10 protein-coding genes and 9 pseudogenes are annotated in these 16,715 nt (G+C 64.9%); 11 read left to right on the top strand and 8 right to left on the bottom strand.

Annotation, left to right across the window (positions count from 1 at the left end):
- Window positions 1-3 precede the first annotated feature (3 nt).
- A pseudogene (locus tag M5I08_RS22990) lies at window positions 4-569 on the top strand (class I SAM-dependent methyltransferase); the annotation flags it as partial.
- A gap of 8 nt (window positions 570-577) precedes the next feature.
- Here M5I08_RS22990 and M5I08_RS22985 read toward each other — a convergent pair.
- Window positions 578-742: pseudogene (locus tag M5I08_RS22985) on the bottom strand (Stf0 family sulfotransferase); the annotation flags it as partial.
- Between M5I08_RS22985 and M5I08_RS22980 the strand changes: the two are divergent.
- Window positions 737-1,294: pseudogene (locus tag M5I08_RS22980) on the top strand (Stf0 family sulfotransferase); the annotation flags it as partial. The pseudogenes M5I08_RS22985 and M5I08_RS22980 sit on opposite strands and share 6 nt — an antisense overlap.
- On the opposite strand, the pseudogene M5I08_RS22975 reads toward M5I08_RS22980, so the two are convergent.
- A pseudogene (locus M5I08_RS22975) lies at window positions 1,279-1,383 on the bottom strand (Stf0 family sulfotransferase); the annotation flags it as partial. The pseudogenes M5I08_RS22980 and M5I08_RS22975 sit on opposite strands and share 16 nt — an antisense overlap.
- A 65-nt stretch (window positions 1,384-1,448) precedes the next feature.
- Window positions 1,449-1,847, bottom strand: a pseudogene (locus M5I08_RS22970) (sulfatase); the annotation flags it as partial.
- A gap of 178 nt (window positions 1,848-2,025) precedes the next feature.
- On the opposite strand from M5I08_RS22970, the gene bluB reads away from it, so the two are divergent.
- The 5 genes and pseudogenes from bluB to M5I08_RS22940 form a co-directional block, all read left to right on the top strand.
- The gene (bluB, locus tag M5I08_RS22965) at window positions 2,026-2,637 is read left to right on the top strand and encodes a 5,6-dimethylbenzimidazole synthase (protein WP_249763436.1); all 612 of its coding nucleotides are present in this window, start codon (window positions 2,026-2,028) and stop codon (window positions 2,635-2,637) included.
- 230 nt (window positions 2,638-2,867) lie between these two features.
- Complete coding sequence (locus M5I08_RS22960; protein ID WP_219066010.1) at window positions 2,868-3,671, top strand: hypothetical protein; 804 nt, start codon at window positions 2,868-2,870, stop codon at window positions 3,669-3,671.
- Window positions 3,672-3,772: 101 nt separating this feature from the next.
- Window positions 3,773-4,771, top strand: a pseudogene (locus tag M5I08_RS22955) (sulfatase family protein); the annotation flags it as partial.
- Between the two features lie 312 nt (window positions 4,772-5,083).
- On the top strand, window positions 5,084-5,638 hold the full coding sequence (locus tag M5I08_RS22950; protein ID WP_219066009.1) for a hypothetical protein: 555 nt from the start codon (window positions 5,084-5,086) through the stop codon (window positions 5,636-5,638).
- A 471-nt stretch (window positions 5,639-6,109) separates the two neighbouring features.
- Window positions 6,110-6,454 (top strand): annotated as a pseudogene (locus M5I08_RS22940) (IS21 family transposase); the annotation flags it as partial.
- A 372-nt stretch (window positions 6,455-6,826) separates the two neighbouring features.
- On the opposite strand, the gene M5I08_RS22935 reads toward M5I08_RS22940, so the two are convergent.
- Complete coding sequence (locus tag M5I08_RS22935) at window positions 6,827-7,768, bottom strand: hypothetical protein (RefSeq protein WP_249762981.1); 942 nt, start codon at window positions 7,766-7,768, stop codon at window positions 6,827-6,829.
- Between the two features lie 145 nt (window positions 7,769-7,913).
- Complete coding sequence (locus tag M5I08_RS22930; RefSeq protein ID WP_249762980.1) at window positions 7,914-8,840, bottom strand: DUF5631 domain-containing protein; 927 nt, start codon at window positions 8,838-8,840, stop codon at window positions 7,914-7,916.
- Between the two features lie 597 nt (window positions 8,841-9,437).
- Between M5I08_RS22930 and M5I08_RS22925 the strand changes: the two genes are divergently transcribed.
- Window positions 9,438-10,040 (top strand): hypothetical protein, encoded by a 603-nt coding sequence (locus tag M5I08_RS22925; protein ID WP_249762979.1) that lies wholly within the window; start codon window positions 9,438-9,440, stop codon window positions 10,038-10,040.
- A gap of 68 nt (window positions 10,041-10,108) precedes the next feature.
- On the opposite strand, the gene M5I08_RS22920 is transcribed toward M5I08_RS22925, so the two are convergent.
- Together M5I08_RS22920 and M5I08_RS22915 are read right to left on the bottom strand one after the other, a co-directional pair.
- A complete protein-coding gene (locus M5I08_RS22920; RefSeq protein WP_219066004.1) occupies window positions 10,109-10,381 on the bottom strand; it encodes a DUF2563 family protein in 273 nt (90 codons plus the stop codon).
- Window positions 10,382-10,457: 76 nt separating this feature from the next.
- Entirely contained in the window at window positions 10,458-12,938 is a 2,481-nt protein-coding gene (locus M5I08_RS22915) for an ATP-binding cassette domain-containing protein (protein WP_249762978.1), read from the bottom strand.
- A 162-nt stretch (window positions 12,939-13,100) separates the two neighbouring features.
- Between M5I08_RS22915 and M5I08_RS22910 the strand changes: the two genes are divergently transcribed.
- Complete coding sequence (locus M5I08_RS22910; protein WP_219066002.1) at window positions 13,101-13,757, top strand: L,D-transpeptidase family protein; 657 nt, start codon at window positions 13,101-13,103, stop codon at window positions 13,755-13,757.
- A gap of 19 nt (window positions 13,758-13,776) precedes the next feature.
- Here M5I08_RS22910 and M5I08_RS22905 read toward each other — a convergent pair.
- Window positions 13,777-13,992 (bottom strand): annotated as a pseudogene (locus tag M5I08_RS22905) (nuclear transport factor 2 family protein); the annotation flags it as partial.
- Between M5I08_RS22905 and M5I08_RS22900 the strand changes: the two are divergent.
- Window positions 13,936-14,505 (top strand): annotated as a pseudogene (locus M5I08_RS22900) (hypothetical protein); the annotation flags it as partial. The pseudogenes M5I08_RS22905 and M5I08_RS22900 sit on opposite strands and share 57 nt — an antisense overlap.
- A 152-nt stretch (window positions 14,506-14,657) precedes the next feature.
- Entirely contained in the window at window positions 14,658-16,640 is a 1,983-nt protein-coding gene (locus tag M5I08_RS22895) for an Hsp70 family protein (protein ID WP_219065999.1), read from the top strand.
- Window positions 16,641-16,715 lie beyond the last annotated feature (75 nt).

Below are 16,715 nucleotides of genomic sequence, written 5' to 3'. Positions count from 1 at the left end.
ACAGCCGCGCGAGAGCGTGGTGTGGAAGCGACGGTTGGAGACCTGAGGAGCTGGACACCTCAACCCGATACCGATGTGGTGCTGAGCAACGCCGCGCTGCATTGGCTCCCCGAACGCGACGAGCTGATGGTCCGGTGGGCCCAGCAACTGGGTGCCGGAGCGTGGATCGCAATTCAGATGCCGGGCAACGTCGAAAGCCCCTCGCATTCCCCGGTGCGCGCGGTGGCGCGTCGCGCGCCATACGCAAAGACGCGGCGCGACACTCAGTTTCGAGTGGGGAACGTGGTCGACTCGCCGGCGCACTATGCGGCGCTGCTGATCGACGCCGGATGCACCGTCGACGCCTGGGAAACCACCCATATCCACCAGCTGGCCGGCGAGAATCCGTCTTGGATTGGATCGGCGGCACCGCGCTGCTTCCGGTGCGTGAACGGCTCAACGAGCAGGAGTACCAACAGTTTTGCGAGGAGCTCATCCCGCCGCTCACCGACGCCTGTCCGCCGCGGCACGACGGGACGACGTTCTTCCCGTTCCGGCGGGTCTTCGCCGTCGCACAGGTAGGCCGGTGAGGTGTGGGCTACTGCGGCAATCCCAATCGCTGCGCATCGACGCGGTAGCGATCCACCCACTCGTCGGAGCGCTGGTCGGCTTGGCGTTCCAGCACCGGCACGGGAGCCAGCCGCGGATCCTGGCCGACGGCCTCTAGCACCGTGGCGACGATCGTGGTCAGGTTGCGCCACAAGAATTCTTTCAGTACCTGCCGACGACCGGCGTGGCGCCCCAGCCGCGAGAGTGGTTCGCCGGCGTCGAGGACGAGACAATTCTGCGGCTGCTCGATCCGCTGCAGCCAGGCACCCCGGACACCGCTTCGTCCGCCGCCTGGCGCGAACACATCCGCAGCGCCGGCCGGACACCCAACGGCATCTGGGGCGGCAAACTGATGTGGAACCAGACACCGCTGCTAATGCAGCGCGCTGCCGGATTACCCGATCGCACCGGTGACACTCTGCGGGCAGCGATTCGAGACGTGATCGGAAGCGAACCGGTGTATGTGCACGTTTACCGGCCGGACGTGGTGTCACAGGCGGTGTCGTTCTGGCGGGCGGTGCAGACGCGAGTGTGGCGGGGCCGCCCCGACCCCGACCGCGACTCACGGGCCAAATACCACGCCGGCGCCATCGCCCAGGTCGTCACGATAATGCGCGAACAGCAGGAAGGCTGGCATAACTGGTTGGCCGAAGAGCACATCGCGATCCGATTGATGTTGCCTATCCGGTGCTGTGGCGCACCGGCGCTGCCGGTTGCGCGCAACGACTCGACCAGCAACGTGCTGCCGCAGCGCTGCGAAGCGAGCACGAGATACGACGTCGGACGCTCGGGCATCGGCTGAGCTTAACTGCACCTCACCGTGGGATAGCAACATGGATTACGTTCGCGCTGAACGCAAACTATTGCTCGGCGTGTTTGACCCGGTCCTCGATACCACGGTCGGTGGCGATCGCCGACCGGCTGGTCAAAGTCTTTTCATGGATGTGTAAATACGTTTCGATATAACGTGCCGCTATCCTGCTACCGGCGAAATCCGACGGAATGACGTCGCCGGTTTGCTGCCGCCAGTCATGCAGCCGTAGAGCAAGATCGGCGGCGATCGCATCGTCTGCCTTAGTGCTGTCGGTGGCTAGCAGGTTGTCGGCCTCCGCGGGGTCTGTACGCAGATCATAAAGTTCGCGTTCCGGTCGCGGACGCTTGACGAGCGGTGCGACGGCATGTCCAGACGGGCTCGCTTCGATATCCCAAGGCAGATCCAGTAACGGCCGGTGCGCGTAATTCTCGATGTAGCTGAAATCCCCGTGGTCGGCAATTCCTCAAGTGATTCTGGAATTTTCATCGGACCAGTCTGGCAGACACGTTGCATCGGTCCGCAGCTTCGTACACGACGGTTTCTACGATGGCTAGGTGGGCGATCACGCGTTTTCTCCGCAGGAGCGGCAAGCGGTGTACCGCGTGATCGCCGAACGACGAGACATGCGCCGGTTCGTGCCCGGCAGCACCGTGCCGGAGGAAGTCATGGCGCGCGTGCTCCAGGCCGCGCATGCTGCGCCGAATGTCGGCCTGATGCAGCCGTGGCGGTTCATCCGGATCACCGACGAGTCGCTACGACGACGCATCCACGCTCTGGTGGACGAGGAGCGGCTGCTGACCGCTGACGCGCTGGGCCAACGGGCGCAGGAGTTTTTGGCGCTGAAGGTCGAAGGCATCCTCGATTGCGCCCAACTGCTGGTGGTCGCGCTGTGCGACGGCAGAGACAGCTACGTCTTCGGCCGTCGCACCATGCCGCAGATGGATCTGGCGTCGGTGTCCTGCGCGATCCAAAACCTTTGGCTAGCAGCACGCTCCGAAGGCCTGGGGATGGGGTGGGTCTCGTTGTTCGATCCGCCGAGGCTGGCGGCCTTGCTGGCCATGCCCCCGGATGCCGAACCGGTGGCGATTCTGTGCGTTGGCCCGGTACCCGCGTTCCCGGATCGACCCTCGCTGGAATTGGATGGCTGGGCATCGGCCCGGCCGCTCGCGGAATTCGTCTCGGAGAACGGCTGGAGCAAAGAGCCGGGTGTCAGCTCGTCGCCAGTTGCGCGATGAGCGGCTTGACGGCATCGCGCGCAGCGTGAGCAGCCGAACCTTGAGTTTGCGCAGGTCAGCGCTGGTCGGACCGGCTTTGTGGCCGAACTCCGGCGCCGAGTCGGTATGGGCCCACAGCTCGGTCGCTTCACCGCCCTGGACCGACGTTGCGGATGCGCTTGCCATTCGCAAACTCCGCCGGATCGCTCAGCCGCCGCCTACCGCTTCCTGATCGCGGTTACGATGCCGGAGTGTCAACTCCTCCGCCCGGTTTCCCCCCGCACTGGGGCAGTTCGCCGAACGATCCTCCGGAGCGCATGCAGCCGGGCCAGCCGACTCCCGGCAGCTACGGGCTGCAACCGCCCTACCCCGGCCACGCCGCGACGCCTCCTGCTGCCCCTGGCTATCCCCAACCGGGTTTCGGTCAGCAACTGGCCTGGGCGAGCCACGGCGCGCCCAGTGCCGCACCAACTTCCCAGCAGACCATCAGCTGGGTCACTTTTGCCGCCATCGGATTGCTCGGACTGCTCGGCGCGATCCTCACCTTGACGCTATGGATAAACCTGAGCAGCGCGGTCAATCGGGCAACGGATATCTGCAAACGGTTCGGCGGCGAGTACTCCACCCTGTGCCGGCAGCAGATCGAAAATGTGCTGCCCAGCGTGCCACCGGCTTTGGTGACGTGCTTGTTCCTGATCGTCACGGCCGGCCTCGCCGCCGCCGCCGGGGCGGTAATGCTTTTCCTCAGAAGGCAGATGGGACAATTTCTCATCCTCGGCGCAGGAATCGTCATGCTGATGCTATCGATCGGTTGCGAAGCCCGATTCGGCGCCACGGGTCGCATCACCTACGACCTGATTGCGGGATTTGTGATCGCGGCTGCCGGTGGTCTCATGTTGATCCCGGCATTCCGAATGGCGTTGGGCATGGCGCCACAGTTGGCCGGAGGCGCTGCGCCCGCCGGAATTCAGGGCGGGGGGCAATGGCCATGCGGCCAGCCGCCGCCGCAACAGGGCCCGGCCGGCCCTGGGGGATATCCGCCCCCACATTGGTAAGTCGCTAGCGGGAGGGTGTCGTCGGCTGGCCCCGCCGTAACCACGACAGCACTGCTGCCGATAACCTCGACGAAGTCCGCCAAGCCGAGGAGGTGACAGTAATCGGCGACCACGAGGCAACAAACCAGCGCCGTGACAATGTCTTGCTGGTTCATTGGCATGATCTGGGCCGGTATCTCGGCGTTTACGGTCACACCGATGTTTCGAGCCCGCGACTGGACCAACTGGCCGGCGAGGGCATCCTGTTCACCAGAGCGCACGCCACCGCCCCGCTGTGTTCGCCTTCGCGGGGATCGCTGTTCACCGGGCGCTATCCACAGAGCAACGGACTGATCGGCCTAGCGCACCACGGCTGGGAATACCGCTCGGATGTCCGTACGCTGCCGCATATCGTGTCCGAGTCTGGCTGGCATTCTGTTCTTTTCGGAATGCAGCATGAAACGGCCTACCCCTCGCGACTGGGTTTTGACGAGTTCGACGTGTCAAACTCCTACTGCGAGTATGTGGTGGAACGGACTGAGCAATGGCTCCATGACCATGGCACCCGTCAACCGGTTCTGTTGACGGTCGGCTTTTTCGAGACCCACCGGCCTTTCCTGCCGGATCGCTATCAGCCGGCCGACGCCGCTGCCGTCAATCCGCCTAACTACCTGCCCGACACCCCTGAGGTCCGCCAGGATCTGGCCGACTTCTACGGCGCGATTTCAACCGCCGACGCCGCTGTCGGCCGGGTACTCGATGCCCTCTCGGCCACTGGACTCGACACCAACACATGGGTGGTCTTCTTCACCGACCATGGCTCGGCGTTTCCTCGAGCGAAATCGACGCTGTACAACGCCGGAACGGGTATCGCAATGATCATTCGTCCGCCGACTAAAGCTGCAGTGGCACCAAGGGTTTACGACGATCTGTTCAGCGGCGTCGATTTGCTTCCCACCCTGCTGAGCCTCCTCGGCATTGCCGTGCCGGCCGACGTCGAGGGCCTCTCACATGCGCAGGCGCTGCTTACGCCGGACAGCGCCACGCCGGTGCGCGATCATGTGTACACCGGCAAGACCTATCACGACTCGTTCGACCCGATCCGCGCGATCCGTACGAAGTGCCCGGGCGGCTACCGCACGGCTGTTTTGGCGCGAAGGGCGCGAGTGGCGGACCGGCCAGAAGCAGAGGGACCATGGCGGTCGCCTGTGCGTCGCCGTGGAGGTTTGTCAGCTACTTGCTAACGCCACCGATAATGCCTCTTGCCGTGAGCTGGGTACCATTTTGCTTGAGAGTTGCTGTAAGTGCTAACACCCCGGTCGATGGCACGGGCTGGAAAGATAGACTTCTGGCGGCCTCAGCCCAAGCTAAGGGAAATCTCAGCAACCAGGCGCGATCCTCGGTTCGACGGCGGCACACAAATAGGAGTGTCAGTGACCAGTAAGCTCAGCTCTTCACACGGAACCCGCCGGTGGGTCGCCGGTATTGCTTTAGCTGGCGGGGCCATTGCCGCTGCCGCAGTGATTGGGACAGGTGCTGCGCCCGACGCCAGGGCCGATGACGGCAGCATTGCCGACTTGTTGGGTCAAGCGGCCACCAACTTCACCGGCGCGGAGCAAGTGTTTGATGGTGTTCCCGCCACCGACCTGCCCAATCTCGTGCTGTATCAAGTGAACGTCGCTGACACGGGCAGCATCGACGTGAACGCCTTGACGGGGGTAGGCGTGGCGGAGACTAGCATCCTGTCCTACGACAACGGAGAGGTCGCGAACCTCCTCACCCCGTTGTTCACCGATCTTGATCAGAGCTGGCTTCAAGCGAGCGAAGGTTTGCTCAGCGCCAACACTGCGTTGGTTTCTGCGATCACAGACGGCACTGGCCTGAGTGCGGCTGAATTTGGAGTGACCGCGCCGGATTTACAGGTCATGAGCGACCAGTTTTTGACGGGGATTATTGATCAGTCCTCGTATTTGTTGTCCATGTTTTGATGTGCCACCGCGCGCGGCATTGCAAGCGGCTCAGAGGTATTCGCGGCGGCGGGTGATCAGATTGTGTTCGCATCGTCATTCTGGATCCGGCTGACGTCTACGCCTCCTCACGTAGCGGCATGGAAAATGCCTTGGCGCCGTCGAATAGCTGGCCTTCTTGCAGGCAGCGCTGGAGTTGTCCAAGGAGTTTGTTGAACAGGTGGCGGTTGGCGGCGGCGTGGCGGTCGCCGTGTTCGCGCCGTTGGCGGTAGTGCTGGCGGGCTGATGCGTAGGTTGAGGCGGCCGCGAATGTCAGCGCTCAGATAATTCCCCAGTTTTGAGGGGTTGTCCGTCACGGAATTCCCCACCGTGGCTGTCAGGTAATTCCCCATCCCGGGCGGCGTGTCTGCCGGGTGTGGGCCTCGTACACATGTTCGCTGTGAATCCGTCGGAGTACGGCGGACGAAAGTGATGGCGAGGAGAGGTATCGAGATGTTCGATCTGATCGAGTTGTGCATGCATTGGCTGGCGGGCCGCTGGCAGGTGCAGCTGGGCGAGTCGTTGGGGATGGATCGCAAGACGATCCGCAAGTATCTGGCGCCAGCGATCGCGGAGGGCGTCGACTCGGGCGGTGAACCGCTGACCGCCGAGCAGTGGGCGCAGCGAATCGCGGAATGGTTTCCCGGACTGGATGATCCAGGTGCGCGGGCATCGACGTGGCCGCTGATCGAGCCGCACCACGACCGGATTAAGGGCTGGCTGGACGCCGAGGTCACGGTCGCGACGATCGCTCAGCGGTTGCGCGACGACCACCAGGTCGCGGTCTCGGAGTCGTCAGCAGCCGGTGGCGGCTCAGGTGCGGATCGCCGCCGACCCGCACGGTGGACAGCACAGGGTGCGCAGTTCTTCCTTGGCGATCCACGCTGACAGGATCTGGCCGGTATCGTCCTCGGCGACGATCGCGTTCCGCATCTTGGCGAAACTCTTGTCCGACAGGCGTTCCCGTGCCCGCAGCAGGCGGCGCCGGTTGGCCCACTCCGGGTCGAGTTTGCGGCCAGCGGCGATTCCGCAGGTCCCAGGTGACCCGGCGGCGCACCTTGGTCAGCGCGTCCTTGGCGGCTCTTCACCGCCACCGAGATCCGCTACCCCGGCACCGACCTCAAGATCAAATACAGCGTCAAAGGTCACGACACCACATAAACGATCCCACTATGTCGGGAGTCCTGGGTCTTCGTCGTCGGGATTCTGCTCAGGGGAAAGTATTCGCCGTGACGCGACGGGCTTGCCCGCCACTCGCTTCACCACCTCCAGCGTAGTCGGTGGAGCGACGATCCGTCCTTGCACCGGGGCGCCGTTCTTCACCGACGGCGCCACAACGCGTTTGGTGTCGGGTTTGCTGTCGCTTCCCGACCCGCTGGCACCGGCCATCGCACCCGGAGGCACCATCGGCATGCCGGCCATTCCCCCCCGAGCCCCACCTGCCGAATCCGGTGGGGCCGCAGGCACCGGCGGCGAGGTGGCCGACGACGCGGGCACGGTGCTGGCTGACGGAGTCGGCGGTGGCCCGAGCTGTGCGGCCGGAGCAGTGCCAGCCAAGCCGCCGCCCGCACCCCCGGCGGCGCCGGCCAATTCGGCGGCGTCCCCACCCAGTCGGCCGCCCGCGCCGGCCAGCTCGCCGGGTATTCCTCCGGCGGCCCCCGCGCCAGTTCCCGCACCGTGCTGGAACGCGCCCATGGCCGCCTGCATGGCCTGCATACCTTGCTGCGGAATCTGTTGCCCGAATTGCGTAAACGGTTGCAGGAGACCACTCAGGCTCTGGCCGGTCCCCGTTGCCGCTTGGGTAAGACTGCTCAACTCTGACATCGGGTCTTTGCCGCCCACACCGGCCATCTGCGCGGCCGAACTCTCTTCATTAGCGGGGAATTGCGTCATTGCGCCGCTGAGCCCAGTTTCACGCTTGGTGTACCCGCCCTCCGCCTGGGAGTTGTCCAAGGGATCACCGGCATTGATGGTTACGCCCAGCAGGGCCAGCAGTTGCTCGACCCCTGAAGGGCCGGAAGCCACCATGTCGGACACGATCTGGTGCGGCGGCAAATTCAACCCATGTGTGCGCGCGTAATCTTCGATTATCGCTACCAGTTTTGGATCCATGGCGTTCCTTGCGATGTGTTTAGTACGGCCGAACCGTGGTGTCGAGCGTACGGGCGGAAACAAATTCGTAAACGGAATCGCCGGGGCGGTAGTCGTCGACGGTCGACAGCCGCAGCGACTCGTAAGTAGGCGAGATCGAAATCGCTCATCGCACAACACCTTCCGCGGCGGCGGTGTTACAGGCGATAAACCAGGCAAGGTGGTAATTGGCGACGGCCTTGTCCTTGTTCACCAGGGCTTCGATGGCGGCCAGCAGCTGCCAGTTGCCTATGTCGGCTGGATCGACATCGTCGGGATAGCGATCCAGCACGCGGTCGGCGAGCTTGGTCAGTTCGTTGTGCAGCTGCTCGGCTTCGGATTCGAGCACCCCGGCGCCCCTCGCGGCGGCTCTGGCCGGGGTGTGCGCGAGCCTCGGTAACCCGTCGCGCCAGTGCGTGGCCTGGCTCAACTCCCAACTCAGCTCTTCGACTTCGGGCGCGCGTCGTGGCCGCGGCGATGTTGGCACCGGCTCATCGACGTCGGACTCGGGGCGGTAGCGCCCCGGTTCAATCGCGGTGGCCAGCTTCACCTCGCCCAGCAGCGTTTCGAGATCACCGCGTCGGCGTGCGGGTTCGAGAAATGTGACGGCAGCTGGGATTTCGATGCCGGGCGGAATCCACCCGCTGGCTAAATCGGTCACCAAGACGGTGGTGTCGTCTGGGCGCTCGCCGACCGCCCACGCCAGGCGCGGCTGTTGGCTGGCCGCCACTGCGACCAGGCGCTGAAGCCGGGTCTGTGCTGTCGCATCGGCCGACATCGCCCCGGCCGTGGCGCCACCGGCCGTGGCCAGGACGCTTTGGGTTCCAACGCCGGGTGGCGACTGAGCCAGCGTTGACATCGCCGGTTGGCGCACCATCGCGGCGGGCTGACCGACGCCGGGCGCCCCGCGCGCCGAGGGGTGTACTGGCGCCGAACCCGACGTGGGCGGCGGCGGTGGTGATCCGCTTATCGGCGTAGCCGATGGCGCCGAGGGCACGATTGGCGCCGACGGCGTCGATGTCGGGGCCACCATTTGCTGCGTCGGAGGAGGCACGTCCCCTACGGTGATTGGGGTTCCCGTCGCGGCTGCCGGAAACGTCGGCGCAGTCGGCGGAGTTGGCGGCGCCTGCGACGTCATCGCTTGCACCGGCCCTGCAGGCAGACCGGGCGCTCCGGGTGACATCGGGGCACCCGTCGGCGCGCCAGCGCCCATACCTGGCGGCGCCGTGCCTGTCGCGGCGTTAGTCGGCGCCCCGAAACCCGTCGGCATGCCTGTCATTGGCACCGACGGCATGTTGCCCATCGACGGTGGCGCGGCAGACACCGCCGGTGGTGCGCCAAATCCGGGTCCGGGTCCTGCGCCACCAGTTCCCAGTCCCGCGGGCAGGGCGGGGGCCGTCGACCCGCTGTGGGTTGCGTTTGCTACTGAGTTGGTAGGAGCTGGGGCGGGGGCTGGGCGTGCCGGCGACCCGCTGTGGGATGCATTGGCTACCGGGCTGCCAGGTGAGCCAGGGCCCAGGGCTCCTCGGCCACCTCCGGCAGCCGCAACTGGTCCGCCTGCTGCGGCGGGAGCTGCGTTAGGTGCCGGGGTTCCTGGGTCGGCCCCGGCAGTGCCTATTGTGCTGCCGGGTGTGCCGGCTGCGGCGGGCGCTTGGGCGCCTTGGCCGGCTCCGGCATCTCCGGCATCTCCGACAAGGCCGTCAGCCGCGCCGGACTCGCCGAGCTGCTCTCGTGCTTGTCCCTCAATAGCCTTTTCGTCAGGCTGCGGGCCGACATTGATGCCTTTTTCGTTCGCCAACCCAAGAAAGGACTGGCCTGTGCCCTGCGCATCAAGAACTTGCTGCCCAGCCGAGTAGATATTGCCCGGGCACTTTTGTGCCACCGTGTTAGCCTCACGCTGACGATCAGCGATCTCCGCGACAAGCTTACCGACTTTGTCGAAGTTGTCTTGGGATTTCAAAATATCATCGATATTTTTGTTTCCCCTTTCGGCGATGCCTGTCAATTCGTCCCGAAGCTGCATGACGCTGTCGCGAGCGGTTCCCAAGGCTGTTTCATAGACGCCATTGTTTCTGGCGATGTCTGCAGCCTGGTCTGCACCCTGACTGAACGTATCTCGAATGGCCTGGGCGGTCATTCCCTCTTGGTCGGAAAGTGTCATAGCGACAGCGCTTTGCAGCGTGTCATGAAGCTGGGTGAAGCTCGTTTGGATGGCCCCGCGATTGAGAATTGCGTTATCAAGCGCGCTCACTGAGGTGATCCTGACCCACTGTGCGCCGACGAGCAGCGCAGACCATTTACCGGGCGGATAGCCCGGGACAGTCATTTGCATATCTGCCGGATCGTGTCGGCCGCCTCAGTATTGGCCTCCACCACCGGCTGCATTTCTGGGTCGGCTTTAGTTCTGCAGGTTTTGACGTGGTGGGCGTGCGCTGAGCTGACCGCGTCGTGAAACGCCTCGGCGTCAGCGAAGCTGCCGAACATCCCGGCTACCGGCGCCGCCGCCGACAAGTGACTCGCTCCGTCCTGGGCATGCTCGCTTGCACGGAATGACTGAGCCGCGCCGGAATGCAACTGGGCGGTGTTGACGAACATCGCTAACCCTTCCTTGACCTGCCGCAAACGCTACTACGACTGGCAGAGCGGTCAATTCACCTTCGCCCGCAGGACCTCAACTTCGCGCCCGCAAACGCAACCGAAAGCGGACGATTCCGGTGAACACGGCGGCCAACACGACAAGCATGCCCATGTCGAGCAGCCACGCGCTGCGGACGTGACGCCACAACCGGTCGGACGGCAGGGCCGCTTCGATGTTGTTCAGGTCGACGGTCGACGCCGCGGCGGCGAAACCCCAGCGCGCTGGCACCGCCCATGAAATCTGGTCCAGCAGCAGCCGCCCGGTCACCGGAATCAGCCCACCCGCCAACACCATGGACACCATGATGGTCACCACGAGCATCGGCAGCACCTGCTCGGTGGAGCGGGCCAGCGACGACAGCGCCAGCCCCACCATCGCCGAGGCGATGGCCGTCAGCGCCAGGGTCAGATACAACTCGACGACGCCGAGCAAAACGTTATGACCCAACAGCACCCCGCCGTGGGACGGCTCCCCTTTGCCGACCGTCATGATCGCCACCATCACCGCGGTGTCGATGAGCGCTGCGGCGCTAAACACAAGGACTTTGGCGGTCAAGTAAGCCGACGCCGATAAACCCACCGCCCGCTCGCGCTGGAAAATCATCCGCTCGCCGACCAGATCGCGCACGGTCAACGCGGTCCCCATAAACACTGCGCCGATGTTCAGCAAAACCAGGATGTCGAAGGGCTCCTCGGGCTGCGCGGGATTGGCGGTCCCCAGGCCGGTATTGCCGGGCACCGCCAGCGACAGCACGCCGAGCACAAACGGCAGCAGCGCCAGGAAGGCGAAGTAGCCGCGATCGGCGGTGACCAGCCGGGCTTGACGACGAGCCACCGTCGCTACCTGACGCCATCGGCTGGTCTGCGGCGGTTTTCCCAGCGGCGCCGCGCCGGCAGTCGGCGATAGCCGTCGCGGACCAGCGGGATGGCCTGCCAGAAACGCTTGGTGCGCACCCTCGGGATCGGTGCTGACCCGAGCGAAGATGTCGGCCCAGTCGGTGCTGCCCATCGCCGCGCCGATCTGCGACGGCGGGTCAGCGAAGGCGGTCTTGCCGCCCGGCGCCAGCAGCAGCAGCTGGTCGCACATGTTCACATAGGTCAGCGAATGCGTGACGACGATGATCACGCGGCCGGCGTCAGCAAGCCGGCGCAGCATCGTCATCACCTGGCGGTCCAACGCGGGGTCGAGCCCCGAGGTCGGCTCGTCGAGGATCAGCAGCGACGGCCCGGTCAGCAGTTCCATGGCCACCGACGCACGCTTGCGCTGCCCGCCGGACAGCTTGTCGACGCGAGTCTTCTTGTGCGGCGTCAACTCCAGCTCATCGAGCACGAGCTCGACCACCTGCCGGCGGTCGTCGGTCGACGTGTCGGGTGGCAATCGCAGTTCGGCGGCGTAACTGAGCGCCTGCTCGACGGTGAGCTGGCGGTGCACGACATCGTCCTGGGGCACCATCCCGATTCGCGAGCGCATCGACGCGTACTCGGCGTGCACGTCGTGGCCGTCGAAAGCAACCACACCGGCACTGCGCGGCATCGCCCCACCAATCAGCTTGACCAGCGTGGATTTTCCGGCGCCGGACGGGCCGATCACCGCGGTCAACGTCCCCGGCTTGGCGGTGAACGACACATCCTGCAGCAGCTGGCGCCCGTCAACGGTCAGCGCCAACCCGTGAGCAGTGAGCCCGCTGGTGCGGGCCCCCGCCGGCTGCGGCACCAGGGTCTTGCCGGTCGCAAGCAGGTCGGTATTGCCGATGGTGACGACATCGCCGTCACGCAGCAGCGCCCGCGTGATCTGTGAGCCGTTGACGAAAGTGCCGTTGCTGCTGTTGTTGTCGCTAATTTCCAGACCGGCCGGAGTGGATACCAACACTGCGTGCACACGGGAGGCCAGCGCGTCTTCGACGACGACGGAGTTGGTCTTGGCGCGACCGACCGTCACCAAATCCGACGCTCCTGTAGTCCGCGGCGCAACCGGTCGGCTAGGTTGCGCTCCCGTCGGACGAACCGGGGGCCGCGTGCTGGGCGGCGGCGTCACTGGCCGAAATGCGGTCGTCTTCGCGCCGGCATCCGCGGGGTGGTCCGGCGTCCGGTCGAGCCTGCGCGGATTGCGGGGCCCCGGCAATATCGGCGACTTGGCGACCCGGAATGTCAACTGGGGCCCGCGCGGGCTGCCCAGTGTGATGCTCAGGCGGTCGCGGATGGGCACCACGGTGGCGGGCGAACCCTCGACGTAGACGCCGTTTTGGCTTTTGTCGACGACAACCCACTGATTGCGGTCGAACCGCAGAATCGCATGCACTCGCGATATCAGCGTCAGGTCGTCCGGATTCACGTCGTGAAAACAGATGTCGCACTCGCGGTCGCGACCCACGACGACGTCCCGATCGGCAGGAAACGTGTACATCGCCGATCCGAGCCAAACCGTCAGTGGCGGCACACCGACGCCGCTCGGCACGGCGAGCTTGGTCGTGTTGCCGTCGTCCGGCGGCGTGGGAGTGCGATCTGTCGGTGACATCCACTGCTCTCTATACCCGGGGATCCTGTGCGCGACGCATATGAACATATAGCCACAGCCTGCAACGACAGGTGGCCAGCGTCGGGCCGCGCCCGTGCGGTGATCGGATCGACGCTAAACCTTTACTTGACGTAAGGGTCGCTCGGCGTCGACCATGAAACGGTGCGCCGACTGCTGGGTTCGCTGTGCGCTACGGTGTGCACTGCCTTTGTCACCCTTGCCGCAGCTCCAACGGGTGGTGCAGTCGGCGCACCCTGGTTTGCCCCTTCAATCGGTAATGCGACCCAGGTGGTTTCCGTTGTCGGCGTTGGCGGTTCGAACGCGAAGTTGGATGTCTACCAACGCGGTCCCGCCGGCTGGCGGCCGGTCGCGGCCGGCATACCCGCCCACGTCGGATCGGCAGGCCTTGCGCCGCAAGCCAAAAGCGGATATCCGGCTACCCCGATGGGGGTCTACTCCTTGCCGTTCGCATTCGGGACCGCGCCCAATCCCGGTGGCGGACTGAAGTACGTGCAGGTCGACTCCAACCACTGGTGGAGCGGCGACGACAACAGCCGGACCTTCAACACCATGCAGGTCTGCCAGAAAGCTCAGTGCCCGTTCGATACCGCAGCGAGTGAAAACCTCGAAATTCCGCAGTACAAACATGCCGTGGTGATGGGCGTCAACCCAAACCGCGAGCCAGGCAAAGGCGCTGCGTTTTTCTTCCACACCACCGACGGTGGCCCGACCGAGGGTTGCGTGGCGATCGACGACGCCACGCTGGTGCAAATCATCCAGTGGCTAAAACCTGGCGCCGTCATCGCGATCACTCGATAAGTGACAGCCGCAACAGGATTCAGGCCAGAGCGCGACCGGGCGTCAGCTTGAAGTCGAGGTTCGCCAACGACATCGCCGCCTCATAGGTCCGGTCATATCCCGTCACGCTGATCCGCCATCCGTCGGCGGTGCGGCGATAACGGTCGCGGTAGAACCCGGCACCGATCAGCATGAAGTTGAACTCGACTTCGGCGCGTTCTCCCACTCGGCGCTGGTGCGGATGGCCGATGAGGTGTGCCTGCAGATGCACTTGCTGTACTTGTCGTTCGTGGTCGCAGTGCGAGCGCCCGCGGGCTCGGATACCGCACTGGCCACCTCGGTGGGAACCCGCCAGTTGATCGGCTTAGCCGGGCTGGGCGCGCAGCGCATCCACCGAGCGCTGTTATTACCTGGTGGGATCGAAGGCGTGCTACCGGTTTTCGAGATGCACCCGCTGTTTAACCCGCTCGGCTACGTCGACGCCGAGATATCGGGCCAACTACGCGTTCACCGGTCACCGGCCCACGACGATGCCGCGTGGATCTCGTTGTGCTCGCCAAAGTCGACGCAGCCGTTGCAGGCGATGGCCACCGCGGTCGACCCGCATATCGAGGCAACGGTCAACGAGAACAGCACAGACTGGGCCGTCGAGCTATCCGAAACCGACACGGCGACAACGAAGCTACCCGAGGTGTCGATTGCCAAGGTCAGCGGCGGGTCGACGTTTCAATTCCAACCGAGAAAATCGTTGCCGCTCACCGTGGTGTGAAGCCAACCGGATCTGTCAAGACCGTGGCCGTATCACTTCGGTGACACAACCGCATCGAGCGCATACCGATCAGATTGTGGCCGATCGTCGTAGCGTGCCCACGGTTATGGTTAAGCCGGCCAGCGACCGCTATCGACGAAGGTATTCGCTTTATGTATGACCCATTGGGGTTATCGATCGGGACCACCAATCTGGTTGCGGTCCGCAGCGGGAAGCCCCCCGTTTCGCGCCGCGCCGTGTTGACCCTTTTTCCTGACCGCGCCCCGGAACTCGGCGTGCCGATGGATGAGCCGAATGCTGCACATACCGGCACGTTGATGACCGGTTTCGTCGAAAGCGTCGGTGGCTCGGGCGCGCTGGTGTCTGCCGACGGATCGACCCATGACCCGGCGCTGTTGCTGGTGGAGGCGCTCGATGCGTTGATCGCCGCGACCGGTGGCGATGCGTCGACGTCCAACATAACGATTGCCGTTCCCGCGCACTGGGAACCGCAAGCCTTACACGGGCTACAACACGCGTTGTGCACGCACGCCGGCTTTGTTCGTGGCACCATGTCGCCGCGGCTGGTTTCAGATTCCATTACCGCATTGACGGCGTTGAATTCCGATGGCCGGCTGCCTGGCAGTGGTGTGGTGGCGCTCCTGGATTTCGGCGGTGCCGGTACCAGCATCACGCTGGCCGACGCAGCTTCAGGCTTTACCCCGATTGCCGACACGCTGCGTTACCCGGAATTCTCCGGCGACCTCATTGATCAAGCGTTACTGATTCATCTGTTGGACAATATCGGTCACGCCGATGGCGCCGACCCTGCCAGCACCGGCGTGATAGGGCAGTTCGGCAATCTGCGCGAAGAATGCCGGCTGGCCAAGGAACGGCTGTCCGACGAGACGGTGACGGAGCTAGTCGTGGAGCAGTCCGGGCAGCGTGCCACCGTTGAGGTGACGCGAGCCGAACTGGAGACCCTGATCGAAGGTCGGTTGAGTGGCGTGCTCTCGGCGTTCGACGATATGTTGCAGCGCAGCAATATTCGTTGCAGAGACCTCGCTGCGGTGGCGATGGCCGGCGGTCTCGCCAAGACTCCATTTATCGCTCAGCGTCTTTCAGCGCATGCCGAGACGGCGGTGTTCACCGCTGTTCAGCCCGGGCTCGCGATGGCGGTCGGCGCGGTGATGCTCTCAACGCGGCAGCCGATCGAGCGGCAAGAAGACGAGCCTGAATCGACGACGATGGCCGCGATGGTGGGCGCGTCTACGGCCGGCTTCGCAGCGTTCACCGGCGGATTCACCGCATCGACCGACACCTTCTGCGGCTCCACCGGCGGGTTCGGGACACCCACCGGCGCGGCGTTTCTCGAGGACCCGTCGCAGGCGCTTCACCAGTTGGCCTGGTCCGAGGTTGACGATTCGGTCAACGAGCCGGTCGTCTACACCGGTGAGCCTTATGACGATGACGCCCGCGCTACACCGTCTCAGCTGCTGCAACTGCCGAAGTTTGACCCGCCGAAGGCGCCGTCGCGCCGAAATCGGCTGCCGCAACTGTTTTTGGGTGTCGCCGCTTTGGCATCGATGGTGGCCATCGGCGGCGTCGCTTTTACGCTGACAAGCTCCACCAGCCACGCGCCGGCCCCCGCACCCCCCAGCACCTCGGCTGCGCCGCGGCCGGCGCTACCGAGCTCCAAGTTGCCGTCGCCGAGTCCGCTGCCGCCACCGCCTCCGAGTCCCGCGCCGTCGGCCACTGTCGCGCCGCCAGTCACCAGCGAGGCGCCGCCGCCTCCGCCGCCGCCACCGGTGACGACGACTTATCAGCCCCCGCCGAGCACCACGCAACAGCCGACGAGCACTACCCCGACGACGACCACCACCACCCCGACCACGACGACGACACCGCCGACGACAAGCACGACGACGAGTACCTCACCGTCGGAAGTGATGACGACGACGTATTTGAAGCTCCCGTTCGTGCCGGTCCCGATACCGGTTCAGGTGCCGGCGGGACAGGGCGGCGCGAGCCAGCCGCCGAGCCCGTATCAGCCGCCGAGCCCGTATCAGCCGCAGAGCCCGTATCAGCCGCAGAGCCCGTATCAGCCGCAGAGCCCGTATCAGCCGCAGTATCCGTACGGAAGCCCTGGGTTCTGACTCCCGGGGCCGTTTCGCAAGCGCGATCCTCGTGACGTCCGACGCGTAAGCTAGCAACGCCGGATTGGCGGACAA

The organism is Candidatus Mycobacterium methanotrophicum, assembly GCF_023515995.1.
Lineage (GTDB): Bacteria > Actinomycetota > Actinomycetes > Mycobacteriales > Mycobacteriaceae > Mycobacterium > Mycobacterium methanotrophicum.
The sequence above is the reverse complement of the archived record's forward strand: the minus strand, read 5'-3'. Positions and strand labels throughout refer to the sequence as shown.

What these genes read in the sequence shown, in the direction of transcription:
- bluB (WP_249763436.1), top strand. Translation starts at nt 2,026, where the DNA reads ATGCGCCGGTTCGTGCCCGGCAGCACCGTGCCGGAGGAAGTCATGGCG.
- M5I08_RS22935 (WP_249762981.1), bottom strand. Translation starts at nt 7,768, where the DNA reads ATGGATCCAAAACTGGTAGCGATAATCGAAGATTACGCGCGCACACAT.
- M5I08_RS22920 (WP_219066004.1), bottom strand. Translation starts at nt 10,381, where the DNA reads ATGTTCGTCAACACCGCCCAGTTGCATTCCGGCGCGGCTCAGTCATTC.
- M5I08_RS22915 (WP_249762978.1), bottom strand. Translation starts at nt 12,938, where the DNA reads ATGTCACCGACAGATCGCACTCCCACGCCGCCGGACGACGGCAACACG.
- M5I08_RS22895 (WP_219065999.1), top strand. Translation starts at nt 14,658, where the DNA reads ATGTATGACCCATTGGGGTTATCGATCGGGACCACCAATCTGGTTGCG.